The sequence below is a fragment of the Spirillospora albida genome (genome assembly GCF_000718255.1).
Lineage (GTDB): Bacteria > Actinomycetota > Actinomycetes > Streptosporangiales > Streptosporangiaceae > Spirillospora > Spirillospora albida.
This window is the reverse complement of the sequence record NZ_JOFJ01000022.1, coordinates 52,630-68,392: the sequence shown is the minus strand read 5'-3', so window position 1 is coordinate 68,392 and position 15,763 is coordinate 52,630. Positions and strand designations below refer to the sequence as shown.

The 15,763-nt window shown below is 71.7% G+C and carries 17 protein-coding genes; 7 read left to right on the top strand and 10 right to left on the bottom strand.

The genetic code is table 11. The features are described from left to right. Positions 1 to 181 precede the first annotated feature (181 nt). A complete protein-coding gene (gene sigE / locus IE99_RS0124745; protein WP_157610483.1) occupies positions 182 to 727 on the top strand; it encodes an RNA polymerase sigma factor SigE in 546 nt (181 codons plus the stop codon). Between the two features lie 15 nt (positions 728 to 742). Here the strand turns inward: sigE and IE99_RS0124740 are convergent, their stop codons facing one another. Next, entirely contained in the window at positions 743 to 1,435 is a 693-nt protein-coding gene (locus IE99_RS0124740; RefSeq protein WP_030175611.1) for a class I SAM-dependent methyltransferase, read from the bottom strand. Between the two features lie 148 nt (positions 1,436 to 1,583). Beyond that, entirely contained in the window at positions 1,584 to 2,534 is a 951-nt protein-coding gene (locus IE99_RS0124735) for an SCO0930 family lipoprotein (protein ID WP_030175609.1), read from the bottom strand. A gap of 235 nt (positions 2,535 to 2,769) precedes the next feature. Here IE99_RS0124735 and IE99_RS0124730 point away from each other — a divergent pair, with 235 nt between their 5' ends. The 3 genes from IE99_RS0124730 to IE99_RS0124720 all read left to right on the top strand — a co-directional run bounded on the left by IE99_RS0124730 (position 2,770) and on the right by IE99_RS0124720 (position 5,096). Continuing rightward, positions 2,770 to 3,345 (top strand): hypothetical protein, encoded by a 576-nt coding sequence (locus tag IE99_RS0124730; RefSeq protein ID WP_030175608.1) that lies wholly within the window; start codon positions 2,770 to 2,772, stop codon positions 3,343 to 3,345. Positions 3,346 to 3,410: 65 nt separating this feature from the next. Continuing rightward, positions 3,411 to 4,007, top strand: a complete 597-nt coding sequence (locus IE99_RS0124725; protein ID WP_030175605.1) for a hypothetical protein — start codon at positions 3,411 to 3,413, stop codon at positions 4,005 to 4,007. A 15-nt stretch (positions 4,008 to 4,022) separates the two neighbouring features. Continuing rightward, the gene (locus tag IE99_RS0124720; protein ID WP_030175602.1) at positions 4,023 to 5,096 is read left to right on the top strand and encodes a quinone-dependent dihydroorotate dehydrogenase; all 1,074 of its coding nucleotides are present in this window, start codon (positions 4,023 to 4,025) and stop codon (positions 5,094 to 5,096) included. Here the strand turns inward: IE99_RS0124720 and IE99_RS0124715 are convergent. From IE99_RS0124715 to IE99_RS0124700, 4 genes are all read right to left on the bottom strand, one after another. Next, positions 5,093 to 6,586 (bottom strand): DUF7059 domain-containing protein, encoded by a 1,494-nt coding sequence (locus tag IE99_RS0124715; RefSeq protein ID WP_030175599.1) that lies wholly within the window; start codon positions 6,584 to 6,586, stop codon positions 5,093 to 5,095. The two genes, IE99_RS0124720 and IE99_RS0124715, sit on opposite strands and share 4 nt — an antisense overlap. Before the next feature lie 89 nt (positions 6,587 to 6,675). Continuing rightward, positions 6,676 to 7,512 (bottom strand): N-acetylmuramoyl-L-alanine amidase, encoded by an 837-nt coding sequence (locus tag IE99_RS0124710; RefSeq protein WP_342666245.1) that lies wholly within the window; start codon positions 7,510 to 7,512, stop codon positions 6,676 to 6,678. A 99-nt stretch (positions 7,513 to 7,611) separates the two neighbouring features. Further along, complete coding sequence (locus tag IE99_RS0124705; protein WP_030175592.1) at positions 7,612 to 7,848, bottom strand: hypothetical protein; 237 nt, start codon at positions 7,846 to 7,848, stop codon at positions 7,612 to 7,614. A gap of 282 nt (positions 7,849 to 8,130) precedes the next feature. Then, entirely contained in the window at positions 8,131 to 9,240 is a 1,110-nt protein-coding gene (locus IE99_RS0124700) for a LacI family DNA-binding transcriptional regulator (protein ID WP_281176579.1), read from the bottom strand. A 371-nt stretch (positions 9,241 to 9,611) separates the two neighbouring features. Between IE99_RS0124700 and IE99_RS0124695 the strand changes: the two genes are divergently transcribed. Then, positions 9,612 to 10,337 (top strand): TetR/AcrR family transcriptional regulator, encoded by a 726-nt coding sequence (locus IE99_RS0124695; protein ID WP_030175586.1) that lies wholly within the window; start codon positions 9,612 to 9,614, stop codon positions 10,335 to 10,337. A 228-nt stretch (positions 10,338 to 10,565) separates the two neighbouring features. Here IE99_RS0124695 and bldC read toward each other — a convergent pair whose 3' ends face one another. Further along, entirely contained in the window at positions 10,566 to 10,769 is a 204-nt protein-coding gene (bldC, locus tag IE99_RS0124690; RefSeq protein WP_012850682.1) for a developmental transcriptional regulator BldC, read from the bottom strand. 274 nt (positions 10,770 to 11,043) lie between these two features. Beyond that, positions 11,044 to 11,964 (bottom strand): DUF8083 family protein, encoded by a 921-nt coding sequence (locus IE99_RS0124685; protein ID WP_030175579.1) that lies wholly within the window; start codon positions 11,962 to 11,964, stop codon positions 11,044 to 11,046. 162 nt (positions 11,965 to 12,126) lie between these two features. Between IE99_RS0124685 and IE99_RS0124680 the strand changes: the two genes are divergently transcribed. Together IE99_RS0124680 and IE99_RS0124675 are read left to right on the top strand one after the other, a co-directional pair. Beyond that, the gene (locus IE99_RS0124680) at positions 12,127 to 13,251 is read left to right on the top strand and encodes a Glu/Leu/Phe/Val family dehydrogenase (RefSeq protein ID WP_030175576.1); all 1,125 of its coding nucleotides are present in this window, start codon (positions 12,127 to 12,129) and stop codon (positions 13,249 to 13,251) included. A 257-nt stretch (positions 13,252 to 13,508) separates the two neighbouring features. Next, the gene (locus tag IE99_RS0124675) at positions 13,509 to 13,715 is read left to right on the top strand and encodes a DUF3073 domain-containing protein (protein ID WP_030175572.1); all 207 of its coding nucleotides are present in this window, start codon (positions 13,509 to 13,511) and stop codon (positions 13,713 to 13,715) included. A gap of 51 nt (positions 13,716 to 13,766) precedes the next feature. Here the strand turns inward: IE99_RS0124675 and IE99_RS0124670 are convergent, their stop codons facing one another. After that, positions 13,767 to 14,390, bottom strand: a complete 624-nt coding sequence (locus IE99_RS0124670) for a SanA/YdcF family protein (RefSeq protein ID WP_245623331.1) — start codon at positions 14,388 to 14,390, stop codon at positions 13,767 to 13,769. A gap of 263 nt (positions 14,391 to 14,653) precedes the next feature. Then, a complete protein-coding gene (purM, locus tag IE99_RS0124665) occupies positions 14,654 to 15,679 on the bottom strand; it encodes a phosphoribosylformylglycinamidine cyclo-ligase (RefSeq protein ID WP_030175567.1) in 1,026 nt (341 codons plus the stop codon). Positions 15,680 to 15,763: the final 84 nt, after the last annotated feature.

The window sequence follows — 15,763 nt, the reverse complement described above, 5'->3', positions numbered from 1 at the left end:
TCCGATGATCCTCGAAGCACCCGGTGGACTCAACAACGCTATTGGCATCGCATCCAATGAGATGGATCACACCGCCGCATCCGGCCGTCCGCCCACTTCTTACATCGGTCTTATCCGGGTACCGGCATGCTGGGCAGTAACGATTGCGCATCGGAAGGGGGCAGCGGTGAGCGCAGGAGCGATGGCGTGGACGCCTCCGACCTGGGAGGAGATCGTCAGCGAGCACTCCACCCGGGTGTTCCGGCTGGCGTACCGCCTGACCGGCAACCGGCACGACGCCGAGGATCTCACCCAGGACGTCTTCATCCGGGTCTTCCGCTCGCTGTCGTCCTACACGCCCGGCACCTTCGAGGGCTGGCTGCACCGCATCACCACCAACCTCTTCCTCGACCGCGCCCGCCGCAAGCAGCGGATCCGCTTCGACGCGCTCGGCGACGACGCCGCCGAGCGGCTGCGCGGCCGCGAGCCCGGCCCGGCCCAGTCCTACGACGACCGCCACCTCGAGGCCGACATCCAGCAGGCCCTGGACGCCCTCGCCCCCGAGTACCGCGCCGCCGTCGTCCTCTGCGACATCGAGGGCCTCTCCTACGAGGAGATCGCCGCGACGCTCGGCGTCAAGCTCGGCACCGTCCGGTCCCGCATCCACCGGGGCCGCGCCCAGCTCCGCGCCGCCCTGGAGCACCGCCGCCCCGCCGAACCCCTGACCGCCGCCACCGCCGACCGGTGACGGCCGAGGTCACCGTCACCGGCTGACACCCGCCGGGATCAGGCGGAACGCCACGAACGCCGGGCATTCCTCCAGCCGGGCGTGATCGTCCGGATAGCGTTCCGCCATCTCGGGGGCCGGGCGCGGCTCCAGAAGCTCCTCGATCAGGAACCCCGCCTCATGGAACTCCGCGCAGACGGACGTGAGGGGGCGGCGCCAGGCGCGGATGGGCCAGTCGGCGTCCGGGTTCAGGGACTCCTCCACCGGTTCCGTCGTGAAGTAGGAGCCGCCCAGCCGGAGCCACTGCCGCATCGGGTGCTCGGTCGACAGGACGAGCGCGCCCCCCACGACGAGGATCCGGCGCAGTTCCCGCAGCAGCGCGACGCGGTCATCGATGTAGTGCAGGGCGAGCGCGAGTACGACGAGGTCGGCCGTGCCGTCCGGCACCCACGACAACGGGCGCGCGAGGTCGTGGACGCGGAGGTCGGCGCGGCCCCCGGTGCGCTCGCGGGCCATCCGCACGAAGGTCGGGGACGCGTCGCACCCCAGAACCCGCGCGCCCCGGTCGAGGAGCGCGCCGGCGTAGACGCCCGGCCCGCAGGCCGCGTCGAACACCGTCCGACCCTCCACATCGCCCACGAGCCCCAGCACGGCGGGGCGGTCGTAGTACGCGTTGTAGGGGCTGTCCTCGATATGGGCGGCGTACTCGTGGGCGAAGCGCTCGTACATGCCCCGATCGTGACAGAAACGATCAACTTGGGGAGTCAGGAACACGGCCGGTGTCGGTCAACCGGGGCGACGCGGGAAGGCGCGGGTGCTCGCGGGCCCCGACCGACCCGCGGGCACCCGCGCCTTCGTCCGCTGACGGAACCGCGGCTCAGTAGCCGCCCGTCCCGCCGGGCCGGGTGACCTTCTTGCCCTTCGGGTCGACGAGCCACCACACTCCGCCGACCCCCTGGCCGCTCGTGTCACCCGGATTCAGGTCCTGGGCGTAGTAGTACATGGGCCAGCCGTTGATCGTGACCTGGCAGGTGCCGTCGTCCTTGCGCTCGATGAAGTCGACGAGCTTGCGGTCGATGCCCTCCAGCTTCAGCTTCTTCCAGTTGGTGAAGGGCACCGGGGGCCACGCCTTCTTGCACGACCCGAAGCACGTCGTCCTGCCCGGCCTGTCCTTGTCGAACCGGTACATGACGCGGCCCTTGCCGTCGGTGACGATGAGGCCGAACTTCGGGTCCCGCTTCGCCTTGAGGACCGTCCAGCCCTTCCAGCGGTCCCCGTCTCCGTTGTCGTTCGCCCGCTCCACGGGGACCGCCTTCGCCCCGGTCGGAGCGGCGGCGAACCACGTCCCGTCGACGCCCTGGCCCTTCACGTCGCCGGGGCTGAGGTCCTTCGCGTACCGGTAGAGGGGCCAGCCGTTGAGCGTGACCTGCCACTTGCCGTCCGGCCGCTTCACCTTCCCGACCAGGGCCGACCGGACGCCCCGCACCTGCGTCGGCTCCTCCGTCGCCATCACCGGCGGCCACGCCTTCGCGCAGGCGTCCGCGCAGGTGGACGCGGGCGGGCGGGCGGTGTCGTCGTCGAACCGGTAGAGCGTCCGGCCCTCCCCGTCCGTGACGACCTTCCCGAGCTTCGACACGCTGGCGACCTCCAGCGTGGCCGGCTCCACCGCGGGTTCGGCCGGCGCGGACGGGTCCGCCTCCGGGCTCGCCTGCGCTCCCGCGTTCTGCTTGCCCGCCCCCTGGATCTTCTCCTGTCCGCACGCCGTGATCACCAGGCCCGTCGCGGCCAGGGTGGCCACGGCGGGAATCGCCCAACGCGGGAACTCCATGACGTGCCCTCCATGTGGATCTGGGTTCCTCGGCTCCGGTGCTCGTGGCGGCCCACCGCTCTGCCCGGATCGACGGGAAGTACGGCGATTTGTGTGTGACGGGTTCAATGGGAACCCATCGCCCCTGATCAGGGTCAAACCATCGAAACCGAGCGAGGGCAGGGCAGTGAACAGCGCACACTCCAGGGGCACGAACCACTCACCGCAGTCGGGACCGTCATGGATCGTCGGTCCGGTGCGGGTCGTCGCGCTGATCGTCGTGCTGCCGTTCCGCCTGGCCTATGAGCTGCTCAAGGCCATCGGACGGGCCTTCGGCTGGGTGGGCGATCTCCTCTACCGGTGGCTGCTGGCTCCGATCGGCCGGTTCTTCGCCGCGATCGGCCGCGCGGTCTACCGGTACGTGCTGACGCCCATCGGGCACGTCCTCGACCTGCTCCTCCTGCAGCCGTTTCTATGGCTCATGCGCGGAGTCGGCCTGGTCCTCGGGTGGCTGCTCACGCTCCTCATCGTGATCCCGGCGACGTTCCTCTGGCGGTACGTCCTGCGTCCGCCCTGGCTGGCGCTCGTCTGGGCGGGCCGCGTCGTGGGCGAGGCCATCGCCTGGGCCTGGGGATGGACGGCCCGCGGCCTCGCCTGGACGGGACGGGTGTTCATCGTCATCCCGGCACGCGCGCTGTGGCGGTACCTCCTGGCACCGACCGGACGCGCCATCGCCTGGGTCCTGCGCCCGTTCACCATCACCGTCCGCGCCGCCTGGCGGACCTTGCGCCAGGCCGGCCGCGACATCCGTGCCTTCTTCCGCTTCTCCTGAAGTACTCAGGGCATCTGAGTACGCCGGCGGGTCGTCCATGACCTGGACGAATACACGATGGTGACATGAGACTCCGCACCCTGATCACGGCCGCCGCGGGCTTCCACGCGTCGGCCGTCCTCGCCTTCCTCACCGCCGCCGCCCTGGTGGAGCCGTCCCCCGACGCGTCGTTCACCGGGCCACTGGCCGAGCTGGCCGGACCGGCGTCCATGCTCGTGATCGGCGTCGGACCCGACGACGGCCCGGGGGAGGGAATCCTGCCCGCGCTCGTCTGCGCGGCCCTCGCCCTGACGCAGGCCGCCCTGCTCTGGACGCTCCTGCGGTGGCGGCTGCGCGACCTGTGGAACGGCCCCCTCAGCGGCCTGACCGGCCGGTTCCGCAACGGGCCGGTGATCTTCTGGCTCGCGACCGCCTACGGCACCCTCACGTTCGCCGCCGCTCTCCTCGTCGACCTCAGTTACGCCACCGAGAGCGGTTCCATGGCCGGGATCTGGATGATGCCGCTGCTCGGCCCGGCGACGATCCTCTGGTTCGCCCTGCCGTTCACGCTGCCGGGCCTCATGACGCTCGGCGGGCCCGTCCAGGCATGGGTCTTCTGGCGCCTCCTGCGGGGCCGTCGCGTCCCCGCCGTGGCCGCCGTGCCCGACGCGACCGCGGGCTGAGATACTCGGACGGCGATGTATCGACTCCTGTTCTCACTGGTCATCGGCCGCGTCCCGGCGGAGACCGCGCACCACCTGACGATGCGCCTGCTGCGCGCGATCCAGGCCGTGCCGGGCGCCGCGCCGCTGCTCCGCCGCCTCCTCGCCCCCCGCGACCCCGCGCTCGCCGTCCATGCCCTCGGGCTGGACTTCCCGAGCCCCCTCGGCCTCGCCGCCGGCTTCGACAAGGACGCCACGGTCTTCGAGGCGCTCGGCGCGTTCGGCTTCGGGCACGTCGAGATCGGCACGCTGACCGGCCGGCCCCAGCCGGGCAACCCGCGTCCGCGCATGTTCCGGCTGCCGCGCGACCGGGCGCTCATCAACCGGATGGGCTTCAACAACGAGGGGTCGTCGTCCGCCGCCGACCGGCTGCGGCGGCGCCGCCGCCCCGGCATGGTCGTGGGCGTCAACATCGGCAAGACGAAGGCCGTCCCGGAGGCCGAGGCCGCCGCCGACTACGTCGCCAGCACCGAGCGCGTCGCCCCCCACGCCGACTACCTCGTCGTCAACGTCAGCTCGCCGAACACGCCGGGCCTGCGGAACCTCCAGGCCGTCGAGCACCTGCGCCCGCTCCTGACCGCGGTCCGCGAGGCCGCCGACCGGTCCGCGCCGCGCCGGGTCCCGCTGCTCGTCAAGATCGCCCCCGATCTGGCCGACGACGACATCGACGCGGTCGCCGACCTGGCCCTCGACCTCGGGCTGGACGGCATCATCGCCACCAACACCACGATCTCCCGCGACGGCCTGGCCAGCGCGCCGGCCGCCACGAAGGAGGCCGGCGGGCTGTCCGGCGCGCCGCTGAAGGCGCGGTCGCTGGAGGTGCTGCGGCGGCTCCACGCCCGGACGGGCGACCGGCTGACCCTCATCTCGGTCGGCGGCATCGAGACCGCCGACGACGCCTGGGAGCGCATCCGGGCGGGCGCGACCCTCGTCCAGGCGTACACGGGCATGATCTACGGCGGTCCCTTCTGGGCGCACCGCATGAACCGCGGCCTTTCCCGCCGGCTCAAGGGCAGCGCCTTCGCGACCATCGGCGCGGCGCGCCCCTAATCCGGGCGCGGCACCTCGAAGAAGCCGTCCGCGATCAGTTCGGGGAGGACGGCCGTCGCGTGGGCGCGGACGGCACCCGGGTCCATATCGGTCAATTGGGCAATGGCGTCCAGGAGCGGTTCCAGCGGGATGTCTCCGTCGCAGACTCCGGCCAGGGCGGCTTCGACCGTCCCGATTCCGGCGGCGCGCATGAGGCGGCCGGATTGGCGGAGGACGATGCGCTCCGGGTCCTCGGCACCGGGCGGGCCGATCTGTTCCTGGGTGATTCCAGCGGCGGCCCCCAAGGTCACTTGTCCACAGACTGTGGAAAACTCGCGGGCGGCGGCGAAGCCGTTCAGGACGTCGTCCACATATGCGCCGACCGGTTGCTCGACCGCGTGCCGGAGTTCCTCGACGCGGATCGCCGGGCGGGCCGCGCCCGACTTTCGCAGGGTGATCCAGCCGAAGCCGATCCCGGTGATCCCCAGCCGCTCGAAATGGTCGAGCCACTCCCCATAGCGGGACCGGTACTCGGGCGTACCCGTCTCGCACGAGTCACGCAGCCACAGCTCGGCGTACTCGGCCGGGTCCTGGACGTCCCGCTGCACGATCCAGGCGTCGCAGCCGGAGCCCTCCGCCCAGGCACCGACCCGTTCGTCCCAGGGCGTTCCGTCCACATGCAGCCAGTTGGCCAGCAGTTGCAGGTGCCCGCCATCGGTGAGGTGCGCGGGCGCCTCGGCCACCAGACGGCGACAGAACTCATCGCCCGGAAGGCCCGATTCGCGGTATGTGAACCGGCGGCCGGACGGCGCGACCACGAACGGCGGGTTCGACACGATCAGGTCGAAACGGCGCTCCCGGACGGGTTCCAGCAGCGGCCCGTCGAGGAGCTCGACGCCGTCCACGCCGGAGAGCGCGAAGCTCATCGCGGCGAGTCGCAGGGCGCGCGGGCTGACGTCCGTGGCGGTGATCCGGGCGGGCCGGGGACGCACGGACGCGTCGGCGAGATGCACCGCCTGCACCCCGCAGCCGGTTCCGAGATCGAGCACGTTATCCACAGGCTTGTGGATAACCAGCCGGGCCAGGTTGCCGGACGCCCCGCCCGCGCCCACGACATGATCGGCGGCGGGCCCGGCGCCGGATCCCGGCCGCACCTTGAGATCGGACACCGCGTACCCGGCGTGCCCGTCACCCGTCACCGACTCCAGCGGCTCGACGTGCAGGCGCGCCCGGAGCTCCCCGCCGGACGCCTCGGCCAGCCCGGCGGCGACGAGATCGTCCGCCGTCCCCTTCAGCGCCGCCGCGCCGACCGGCACCTGGAGCCAGAACAGCCGGGTCAGGGCCTCCAGCGGCGACCCCCCACCGGTCGCCCGCACCGCGGGGACGATCTCGTCTCGCGCCAGCGCGCCCCCGGCGACCGGCCCCAGCAGCTCCCGCACTCCGGCCACCGTGTACCCGGCGTCCTCCAGCGCGGCACGGACACGACGCAGGGACGAATGAAGATCAGGCATCCGTCAATCCTGCCCGTTCCGAGAGGCCGCCGCCGCGTCGCCGCGACGGATCGCGGACGTGCCGTGCGGGCTCACCACCCCGCGGCACGTCAGGAGAAGTACGCCGTCAGGCCCTGCGTGAGGGACTCGGCGATGCGCTGGCGGAAGGGCGCGCTGGACAGCTTCGCCGCGTCGCCCGGATTGCGCATGTTGCCGCACTCGATGAAGACCTTGGGGACCGTCGACAGGTTGAGCCCGCCGAGGTCGTCCCGCCTGTCCAGGGCGTTCTCGCCGAGATACGTCGAGTAGGCGATCCCGGTGCCCTCGCGGTAGGCGTCCCGCAGAGCCCTTCCGAGCTTCAGGGACGCGGGCACCATCCGCTCGTTCCCCTTCACCGCGATCGGCTCGATGATGTGGAAGCCGTGCTCGGACGCCGCGGCGCCGTCGGCGTGGATCGAGACGGCCGCATCGGCCTTCAGCCGGTTGCCGATCGTGGCGCGCTCGTTGATGCACGGCCCGACGCCCTTGTCGTCCGGCCTGGTCAGGGTCACCTTCGCGCCCCGCGCGCGCAGCAGCCGCGCCAGCCGGTTCGACACGTCCCAGGTGAAGGCGTGCTCGGTGTAGCCGGACTCGGCGCTCGTGCCGGTCGTGTCGCACGCCTTGCCGCCGTTGCCGATCCGCACCTGCCGGTTGATCTCGGACGGATGGGCGGCGTTCCCGCCGTTGTGCCCCGGATCGATCACGATCACCTTGCCGCGCAGGGCCTCCGCGTCACCGCCCGGCTCCGGCGTCCGGGCGTCGTCGCCCCCGCCGGCCGAGGGCTCGCCCGCCCGCGGAGCCTCGGCCGTGCCCGTGGCGGACGGCCCGGACGCGCCCCCGCACGCGGCGAGCGCCCCCAGGGACAGCGCGAGGCCGGCGATCGCCGGGCCGCATCGCGGGATCCGCACAGGCCGCTCCTCCGTGATGCGCTCGTGACGACCCTGCCAGTCTGCACGCCGGAAGGAGTTCGTCAAACGGAGTCGGCCGGAAAGGTGCGGCTCAGGCGGTCAGCGGAGCATGTCCTCGTCGCCGAGCAGGGCGGCCAGCGCGCGCGCCTCCTCCGCGTCCAGTCCCAGCACCACCCTGGGCCGCCCCCACGGATGGTCGATCGAGTGCGCGACATAGCCGGCCACGGACTCCGACAGCTGCTCGGCCAGCCCCCGCGCGTGCCTCCAGTCAGACCACGCCCGCTGCAGTTCACTCGCCGCGCGCTGCGCGCACGACACCAGGTCCGGATCACGCACGAGCCCAACCCCCCTCGCTCTGCCGCCGTTCCCGTCCGGCGGGCCGGACGGCCTCCCCGAGGCCGCCCGGCACCGACGGATGCCCCGACCGGGCCGGACGGTGAGTCCCATTAACGCGCCGCCCCACGCCCGAGGCCGGGGTATCCCGGCAGCCTTGGCCAGGCCCTTACCCGATGCACACCACATTGGGAACGATCAAGCAATCCCCTGGGAACCGTTCGTGTCCGCGGCGGTCGGCGCGGCGGAGGCGGGAGCCGGAGAGGCGGGGGGGACGGTGGTCCGTCACAGCCCGGGAGCGGGGCCGGTGGTGGAGCGGACCACGAGGTGCGGGACGACCAGATTCTGGCGCGCCGCACGCGACGGGTCACCGATACGGGCGGTCAGCATCTCCGCGGCCACCTTGCCCATGTCGCGCCGGGGCTGGTCCACGCTCGTCAGGGAGATGTGGCGGATCGCGGCGAGATGCGTGTTGTCGTAGCCGACGATGGACAACTGGTCGGGAACGCGCAGCTCCATCTCGTCCGCCGCCGACAGCGCCCCCGTCGCCACGAGGTCGTTCGGCGCGAAGATCGCCGTCGGGCGCGGGTCCCGCCGCAGGAGCGCGCACGCGGCCCGGTACCCGCCCTCCTCGGTGAAGTCGCCGGGCTCCACGACGATCTCGCCGGCCAGCCCGTGGCGCCGCATCGCCTTCTCGTAGCCCTCCCTGCGGTACCGCGCCGTCGTGGACCGCGCACCCTCGATGTGGGCGATCCGGCGGTGCCCGTGCCCGACGAGATGGTCGACGGCCAGGCTCGCGCCGAGTTCGTCGTCGTCCACCACGATGTCCACCCCGTTGACGTCGCGTTCACCGACCACGACCACCGGGACGCTCGCCGCCGCCTCCTTCAGCGACTCCGGGACGACGCTGAGCAGCACCAGGCCGTCCACCCTCATCTCCAGGAACGCCTCCACCGCCTCCGCTTCGAACAGCGGGTCCCACCGGCCGCTCCCGACGAGCATCCGCAGGCCGGCGCCGTGCAGGCTCTCCTGAAGGCCGTCCAGGAACTCGGCGAAGAACGGGTTGTGCAGGTCGGCGACGATCGCGCCGATCAGCCGCGTCCTGCCCTCGACCAGGCTGCGCGCCACGGCGTTCGGCCGGTAGCCGAGCTCCCGCGCCGCCTGCAGGACGGCCTGCCTGCGCCGCTCGCTCACATGCGGCGAGCCGCGCATCACCAGCGAGACGAGCGACTTGGACACGCCGGCCCGCTCCGCCACGTTGCGGATCGTCGGTTTCGGCGCGGGGACGGCACGTCCCTCGTCACGCGGGCCGGGCACGGGCCCGCGCGGCGGGGGCACGACCTCGCCGGGCGGGGAGGCCGACTCGCGCGGCGCGGGCTCGCGCGGCGCGGGCACGGCTCCCTCCTTCCGCACCGGCGTGTCGTGCGGGGGATTTCCTTCACCAGTTGACATGGCACTCCGTCCAGGGGGCCTAGCAGGACCTGCCGCCACGGCGCCCAGGGCCCGTTGAGGGAGTCGGAGCGCCCTCCTCCGCTCGGGAGGAGATGCCATGATGCCTCGCCTTCGCCTCATACCGTCGCAACAGTGAGTAACGGGCATCCGACAATGGTGGTTCGGGCCTGTGGTGTTCCGGGTCACAGCCCGGACGGGGCATGATCACAACGTTGCGGAGCCCTTGTCACGGTCCTGACGCGACCTTGTGAAAAGCCTGTGTCGAGGGCCGTTGCGACGCCGTACCGCCATCTCGGCTCGGATACCCTTCCCGGGTGGGAGATCGCGCAGTGGCCGGCGGCAAGGCGCGGAGCCGGCAGGGAGGCGGACGAGGCCGCCGCAGGCTCAGCGTCGACGAACGGCGAGACGAACTGATCGAGGCAGCGCTCGAGTTGTTCAGCACCCGGTCGCCGGAGGACATCTCCATAGACGATGTCGCGGCGGTGGCGGGCGCGTCACGCGCACTCGTCTACCACTACTTCGGCGGTAAGCACGAGCTCTACATCGCCGCCCTCGGCAGCGCCGCGAAACAACTCTCCGTACTCCTGGAGCCGCCCACCGAGGGCAAGCCCCTGGAACGCCTCCGCCTGTCCCTCCAGCGCTACTTCGACTTCGTGGAGAGCCACGCGGCGGGCTTCACGGCCCTCCTCCGCGGCGGCCCCGCCGACCGCTCCGGCGAGGTGGGCGCGATCGTGGACGGCATTCGCCAGCTCCTCCTGGGCCGCATCCTGCACACCCTGGGGGTGTCGGCCCCGGGGCCGATCCTGCGCATCACCCTGCGCTCGTGGATGGCGTCCGTGGAGACGGCCGGCCTGGACTGGCTGGAGAACCGCGACCTGGAGCGCTCGCAGCTGGAGCGCCTCCTCGTCGACCAGCTCGTCGTGCTCCTGCATGTGGCGGGACGCCACGATCCGGGCACCGGCGCCCTCTTCGAGCGGCTGGCCCAAGAGGAAATGGCCCCCGAAGACGCGGCCCCCGAAGACGCGGTCACGGAGAGCTGAGACGCGTACCGCGCGTAGGTGGGTATAGAGAAGTCACCTGGCGGCCAGGTCGGGCGGTGCCCCCGCCCGGCATGCGGATGTCCCGCTCGCTGCGTGCGAGCGGGACATCCGGCAGACGGCGAGTGGACCGGGGCCGTGGTCCTCGGACGACCGTGGTCCCGGGCCGTCCCCCCCCGAACACCGTGCCGTTGGCGCCGGCGTGCTGGACGAGCCACGCCGGCCCCGCGACTACTCCGAACGCTGCTGCGGGATTCCCGCCAGCAGCGCCCGCACCTCGGCCTCGCGGTAGCGGCGGTGCCCCCCGAGCGTGCGGATGGACGTCAGCTTTCCGGCCTTCGCCCACCGGGTGACGGTCTTGGGGTCGACGCGGAACATCGTCGCCACCTCCGCCGGCGTCAGCAGGGGCTCAGCCTCTGGCGTACGTGCTGACATGTTTGCGGCCTCTCCTCCGTGGACCGATGACAGCGATCCTGCGATTGAAACTCGCGCGGTCACGATGTCCTCTATGGCCCGAAAGAGCCACTATGACATCACAACGTGTAACCTTGCCACCACTCAGCGCAACAAGCAAGTTCCTGGCGGTAGTTGCGCACAAACCTCCCCCCGCAGATGCGGGGAGCGACTCCTGCATGGTGGCCACCGGGTCACGCAGCGTGATTCTAGCGACACGTATAGTCGTATCGCGCGCGGATTCGGGAAATTTGTTTTAGTTCGCCGATTCAAGAGCGCGCACAGGCCGCCAGCGAGCCAGGAGACGCTTGTACATCGCGACGGCCAGCTCGACCTCACCCCGGCGCATTCCGGTGATCGCCACGGCCATCTCCCCGGCCGATTCGTCCGCGCGCAGTGTGTCGTCGTCCATGAGGTGGACCAGCCCCCCGTAGTCCAGCTCCACGATCGCGCCGGGATGGAACTCCCCGAGCCACCGGCCGAGATCCTCCAGGCGCTCCGCCGTCAGCCCGGCCGATCCCGCGGCCTCGCCGCCGAGGCCGGCGCGGACCGACGGCAGCGCGACCGAGATCCGCCGGCGCGCCTCCGCCATCGACGTGACATAGATCAGAGTACGCACAGGAGCCGCCGTCGCAGGACCGTGTCCGCCGTGTTCATGCAGGACGTCGCCCGAGGCCGCCCCCTGGTCCCGGGCTCGCGCCCCCAGCGTCAGGCTCCGTTCCTCCTTGGCGAACGGCACGAGCCACGCGAGCGGCACGTGCCAGGTGCTCGTCCGGATGTGGGGACGGAGCGAGCGGCCCGTCCTCTTCCACCGCTCGAAGTCCCGCGCCACCCGTTCCGCGACCGCGTACGGGACGCAGGTGGCCGCCACGTCGGCGGACCGCTCGCGCCGGAAGCGCTCGAACGCCAGCCAGGAACGCAGACGTGTCTCCCAAGGACACACATATATGGCGCCGTGGATCTGCCGCACGTACGCGTCCCGGCTCTCCTGCTCCGGCGCCACCACGGGGGGCCATGCGACGAGCCTGAGTGCCGCCCTCCTGTGCTCGGCTCCCAGCGCGTGGACCCGCCGCGGACGCCGCCTGGATTCGGCATATGCCGTCCACAAAGTTCGTTCAGGCTCGGGAAAGGCGGTCACCGGTTCATATACCCGTAGGTACGCGGCGTACGGAAACACCACCGCATCGTGACATGGCGCCACCTTGATCAAAGCCTTGGCGACGCCACCGAGACAGGTGCGTTACCTGGCCGTTCCGGAAGGGGCGGGTATCGGATCGGACGCGCGGGTGTGGGCCGCGACACCCTAATCTGATCTGGAGGCAGAGAGGAGGGCACTACCGTGCCTAATGTCTTCGGGTCGCCCCAAAAGGGCACAGCACCCACCACCCCAGGGGATTCCCCCCTTCACACCTCGCGGTTCGGGAACCACGAGCAGGTCGTCTTCTGCCAGGACGAGGCGAGCGGCCTGCGGGCGATCATCGCGATCTACTCCACCGCGCTCGGCCCGTCCCTGGGCGGTACCCGCTTCTACCCCTACGGGTCCGAGGACGAGGCGCTCGCCGACGTGCTCAACCTGTCGCGCGGCATGGCCTACAAGAACGCCCTGGCCGGGCTTGACCTCGGCGGGGGCAAGGCCGTCATCATCGGCGACCCGTCGGCCGACAAGTCCGAGGCGCTGCTGAGGGCGTACGGGCGTTTCGTCCAGTCCCTCAACGGCCGCTACTACACGGCCTGCGACATGGGCACCTTCAGCGAGGACATGGACGTCATCGCCCGTGAGACCCGGTTCGTGACCGGGCGGACGGTCGCGCACGGCGGCGCGGGCGACTCGTCCATCCTCACTGCCTACGGCGTGTTCCAGGGGATGCGCGCCGCGGCCGAGACCGTCTGGGGCACCCCCACGCTGCGCGGCCGGCGCGTCGGCGTCGAGGGCGTCGGCAAGGTCGGCCACCGCCTCGTCCAGCACCTCCGGGAGGACGGCGCGGACGTCGTCGTCTGCGACGTCAGCGAGGCGGCCGTCGAGCGGGTCAGGGCGCAGCACCCCGAGGTGGAGGTCGTCGCGGACAAGGACGCGATGGTCCGCACCCCGCTCGACGTGTACGCGCCCTGCGCGCTGGGCGGGTCCCTGAACGACGACACGGTTCCCGCCCTGACGGCCCGGATCGTCTGCGGCGCCGCCAACAACCAGGTCGCCCACACCGGCATCGAGAAGCAGCTCGCCGACCGCGACGTCCTGTACGCGCCGGACTACGTGGTCAACTCCGGCGGCGTCATCCAGGTGGCGGACGAGATCGGCGGGTTCGACTTCGAGCGCGCCAAGGCCCGGGCGTCCGGGATCTTCGACACGACCCGGAAGATCTTCGCGCTCGCAGCGGACGAGGGCGTTCCGCCCGCGGTCGCCGCCGACCGCCTGGCCGAACGCCGCATGTCCGACATCGGCCGCCTGCGGGGAATCCTGCTCTGACCCGGCACGTCGCGGGCCGGGCGCGGCCCGGCCCGCGACGGCGCCTCGTCGTCCCTCGTCGGGCCACGGAGACCCACCGGATACAATGGGATTCCGCAACAAGAGCGCCGCCACGTACCACCGATGTACCGAGCCGGGCGCAAAACGGGTACGGTTGTACCCGTGACTGACGCATGGCTCATCAGGCATCGGTTCGTGTGGTACACGCGCGCGTTGATGGGCCCACGAAAGCCCTGACCATCGAGGGGGTCGAGCCAATGGGTCGCGGCCGAGCCAAGGCCAAGCAGGTGAAGGTTGCCCGCCAGCTCAAGTACAACAGCGGCAACACGGACCTCGACCGCCTGAAGAGCGAGCTGGGAGTCAACGACCCCGGCGACGACTCCTACGACGAGCTTGCCGAGAAGTACGCCGACTACGCCGAGGACTACGGCACGGAGGGGCGCAAGGACGGCACCTCCGGCTGAACGCACGACGTCGCGCCACTGCCCGGCCCCGGGCAGTGGCGTTTGTTCTGGTCACGGTGAGGTGAGCGCCTCGCCCACGCCGTTCTCCGTCCGTCCGAGCAGTGCCGGATCCGGGTGGAAGACGAGATTTCCGGTGGCCTTCAGCATCGCCAGCGGCTCCCGCAGGTAGCCGTTGACGGTCGGCCCCGTGAGGTTGCCGCCCATGCTGTCGTCCCCGACGCCCCACGCCTGGATGCCCGCCCCGCGGCAGAGCGCGACCGCCCGCGGCAGATGGAACGCCTGCGTGACGACGGTCAGCCGGGTCACCCCGAAGATGCGCTTCGCGCGGGCGCACGAGTCCCACGTGTCGAGGCCGGCGAAATCGCGGACGACCTTGCGTTCCGGGACGCCCTTCCGCTCCAGGTAGGCGCGCATCACCGTCGGCTCGTCGTAGTCGTCGAACCGGTTGTCCCCCGAGACGAGGACCACCTTCACCTTCCCCGTCCGGTAGAGCTCGGCCGCGAGATCGAGTCTCCGCGCCAGGAGCCTCGACGGGTTCTGCCCCCAGATCCCGGCCCCCAGCACCAGCGCCACGGGCGTCTCCGGCACGTTCTGGACGGAGAACCGGTGCGGGGCCGTGCCCGCGTAGGCCCAACCCATCGGCACGAGGACCGCGTACGTCCCGAGTCCGCCCACCACCGCCAGAGGACCCGCCGTTCGCCGCGCCCGCCTCAGGAACCCCCGGACGACCTTCGGCCCCCTGGAGGCCTCTTGATCTCGCCAACGCAAAGCACCCACATCCCTTCGATGCCCGGCCCCCCGGGGAAGTTCGGACAATCATGTATAAAACGCCGTTCATGGCCGTGACGCGCGACGGCGTTTTCCACAGAACGGAGTTCTGGTGACGGGGGGAGGTCGTACGGGGCAGCCTCGGACCTGACGGCCCGAGACCGAGGAGGTCAGATGAGTGCGGCGGTACCGCTCCCGGCGGTGATCTCCCCCAGCACCCAGGCGGGGACGCCCCGCTCCCCGAGCAGGCGCAGCGCGGCGTCGGCCGCGTCCGCTCCGACGATCGCGGCCATGCCCACCCCGAGGTTGAACGTCTTGTCCATCTCGGCCTGCGCCACGTCCCCGTGGCCCTGGAGCACCCGGAACACGGCCGGAACCTCCCACGACGAGCGCCGGAGCACGGCGTCCACCGTGGCGGGCAGGGAGCGCGCCAGGTTGGCGGCCAGGCCGCCGCCGGTGATGTGGGCGAACGCCCGGACGCCGCCGGCGCGCATGAGCGCGAGGCAGTCCTGCGCGTAGATCCGGGTGGGGGTGAGCAGTTCCTCGCCGAGGGTCCGGCCGAGTTCCTCGGGCCGCGCCTCGATCGTGAGGCCCGTGGTGGCGAGGATATGGCGGACGAGCGAGTACCCGTTGGAGTGGATCCCGGACGACGCCATGCCGAGCACGACGTCCCCGGCGCGGACGCGTTCCGGGCCGAGCAGCTCATCGGCCTCGACGACACCCGTCCCGGCTCCGGCGATGTCGAACTCGTCCGGCCCCAGCAGTCCCGGGTGCTCGGCGGTCTCTCCGCCCACCAGGGCGCACCCCGCCAGCGCGCACGCGTCGGCGATGCCCCCGACGATGTCGGCGATCCGCTCCGGCACGACCTTGCCGCACGCGATGTAGTCGGTCATGAACAGGGGCTCGGCGCCGCACACGGCCAGGTCGTCGATGACCATGCCGACGAGGTCGTGCCCGACGGTGTCGTAGACGCCGAGCCGCCGCGCCAGGTCGACCTTGGTCCCGACGCCGTCGGTGGACGTCGCCAGCAGCGGACGCCGGTACCTCAGGAGCGCCGACGCGTCGAACAGCCCCGCGAAACCGCTGGCGTCGTCGACGACCTCCGGCCGCCGCGCCCGCGCGACCCGCGACTTCATCAGCTCGACGGCCCGCTCACCCGCCGCGATATCGACCCCGGCCGCCTCGTAGGAGGTCATCTCATCCTCTCGAACCACTCAGAACGAAAACCGCACGCCCCACCGGCACCCCCGGCGATCGGCCTTCCGCCTCCGCGGGGCGGG

Coding starts and splice junctions, on each gene's coding strand:
- IE99_RS0124675 (WP_030175572.1), top strand. CDS start 13,509: ATGGGTCGCGGCCGAGCCAAGGCCAAGCAGGTGAAGGTTGCCCGCCAG.
- IE99_RS0124725 (WP_030175605.1), top strand. CDS start 3,411: ATGAGACTCCGCACCCTGATCACGGCCGCCGCGGGCTTCCACGCGTCG.
- bldC (WP_012850682.1), bottom strand. CDS start 10,769: ATGTCAGCACGTACGCCAGAGGCTGAGCCCCTGCTGACGCCGGCGGAG.
- IE99_RS0124740 (WP_030175611.1), bottom strand. CDS start 1,435: ATGTACGAGCGCTTCGCCCACGAGTACGCCGCCCATATCGAGGACAGC.
- IE99_RS0124715 (WP_030175599.1), bottom strand. CDS start 6,586: ATGCCTGATCTTCATTCGTCCCTGCGTCGTGTCCGTGCCGCGCTGGAG.
- sigE (WP_157610483.1), top strand. CDS start 182: ATGGCGTGGACGCCTCCGACCTGGGAGGAGATCGTCAGCGAGCACTCC.
- IE99_RS0124735 (WP_030175609.1), bottom strand. CDS start 2,534: ATGGAGTTCCCGCGTTGGGCGATTCCCGCCGTGGCCACCCTGGCCGCG.
- IE99_RS0124720 (WP_030175602.1), top strand. CDS start 4,023: ATGTATCGACTCCTGTTCTCACTGGTCATCGGCCGCGTCCCGGCGGAG.
- purM (WP_030175567.1), bottom strand. CDS start 15,679: ATGACCTCCTACGAGGCGGCCGGGGTCGATATCGCGGCGGGTGAGCGG.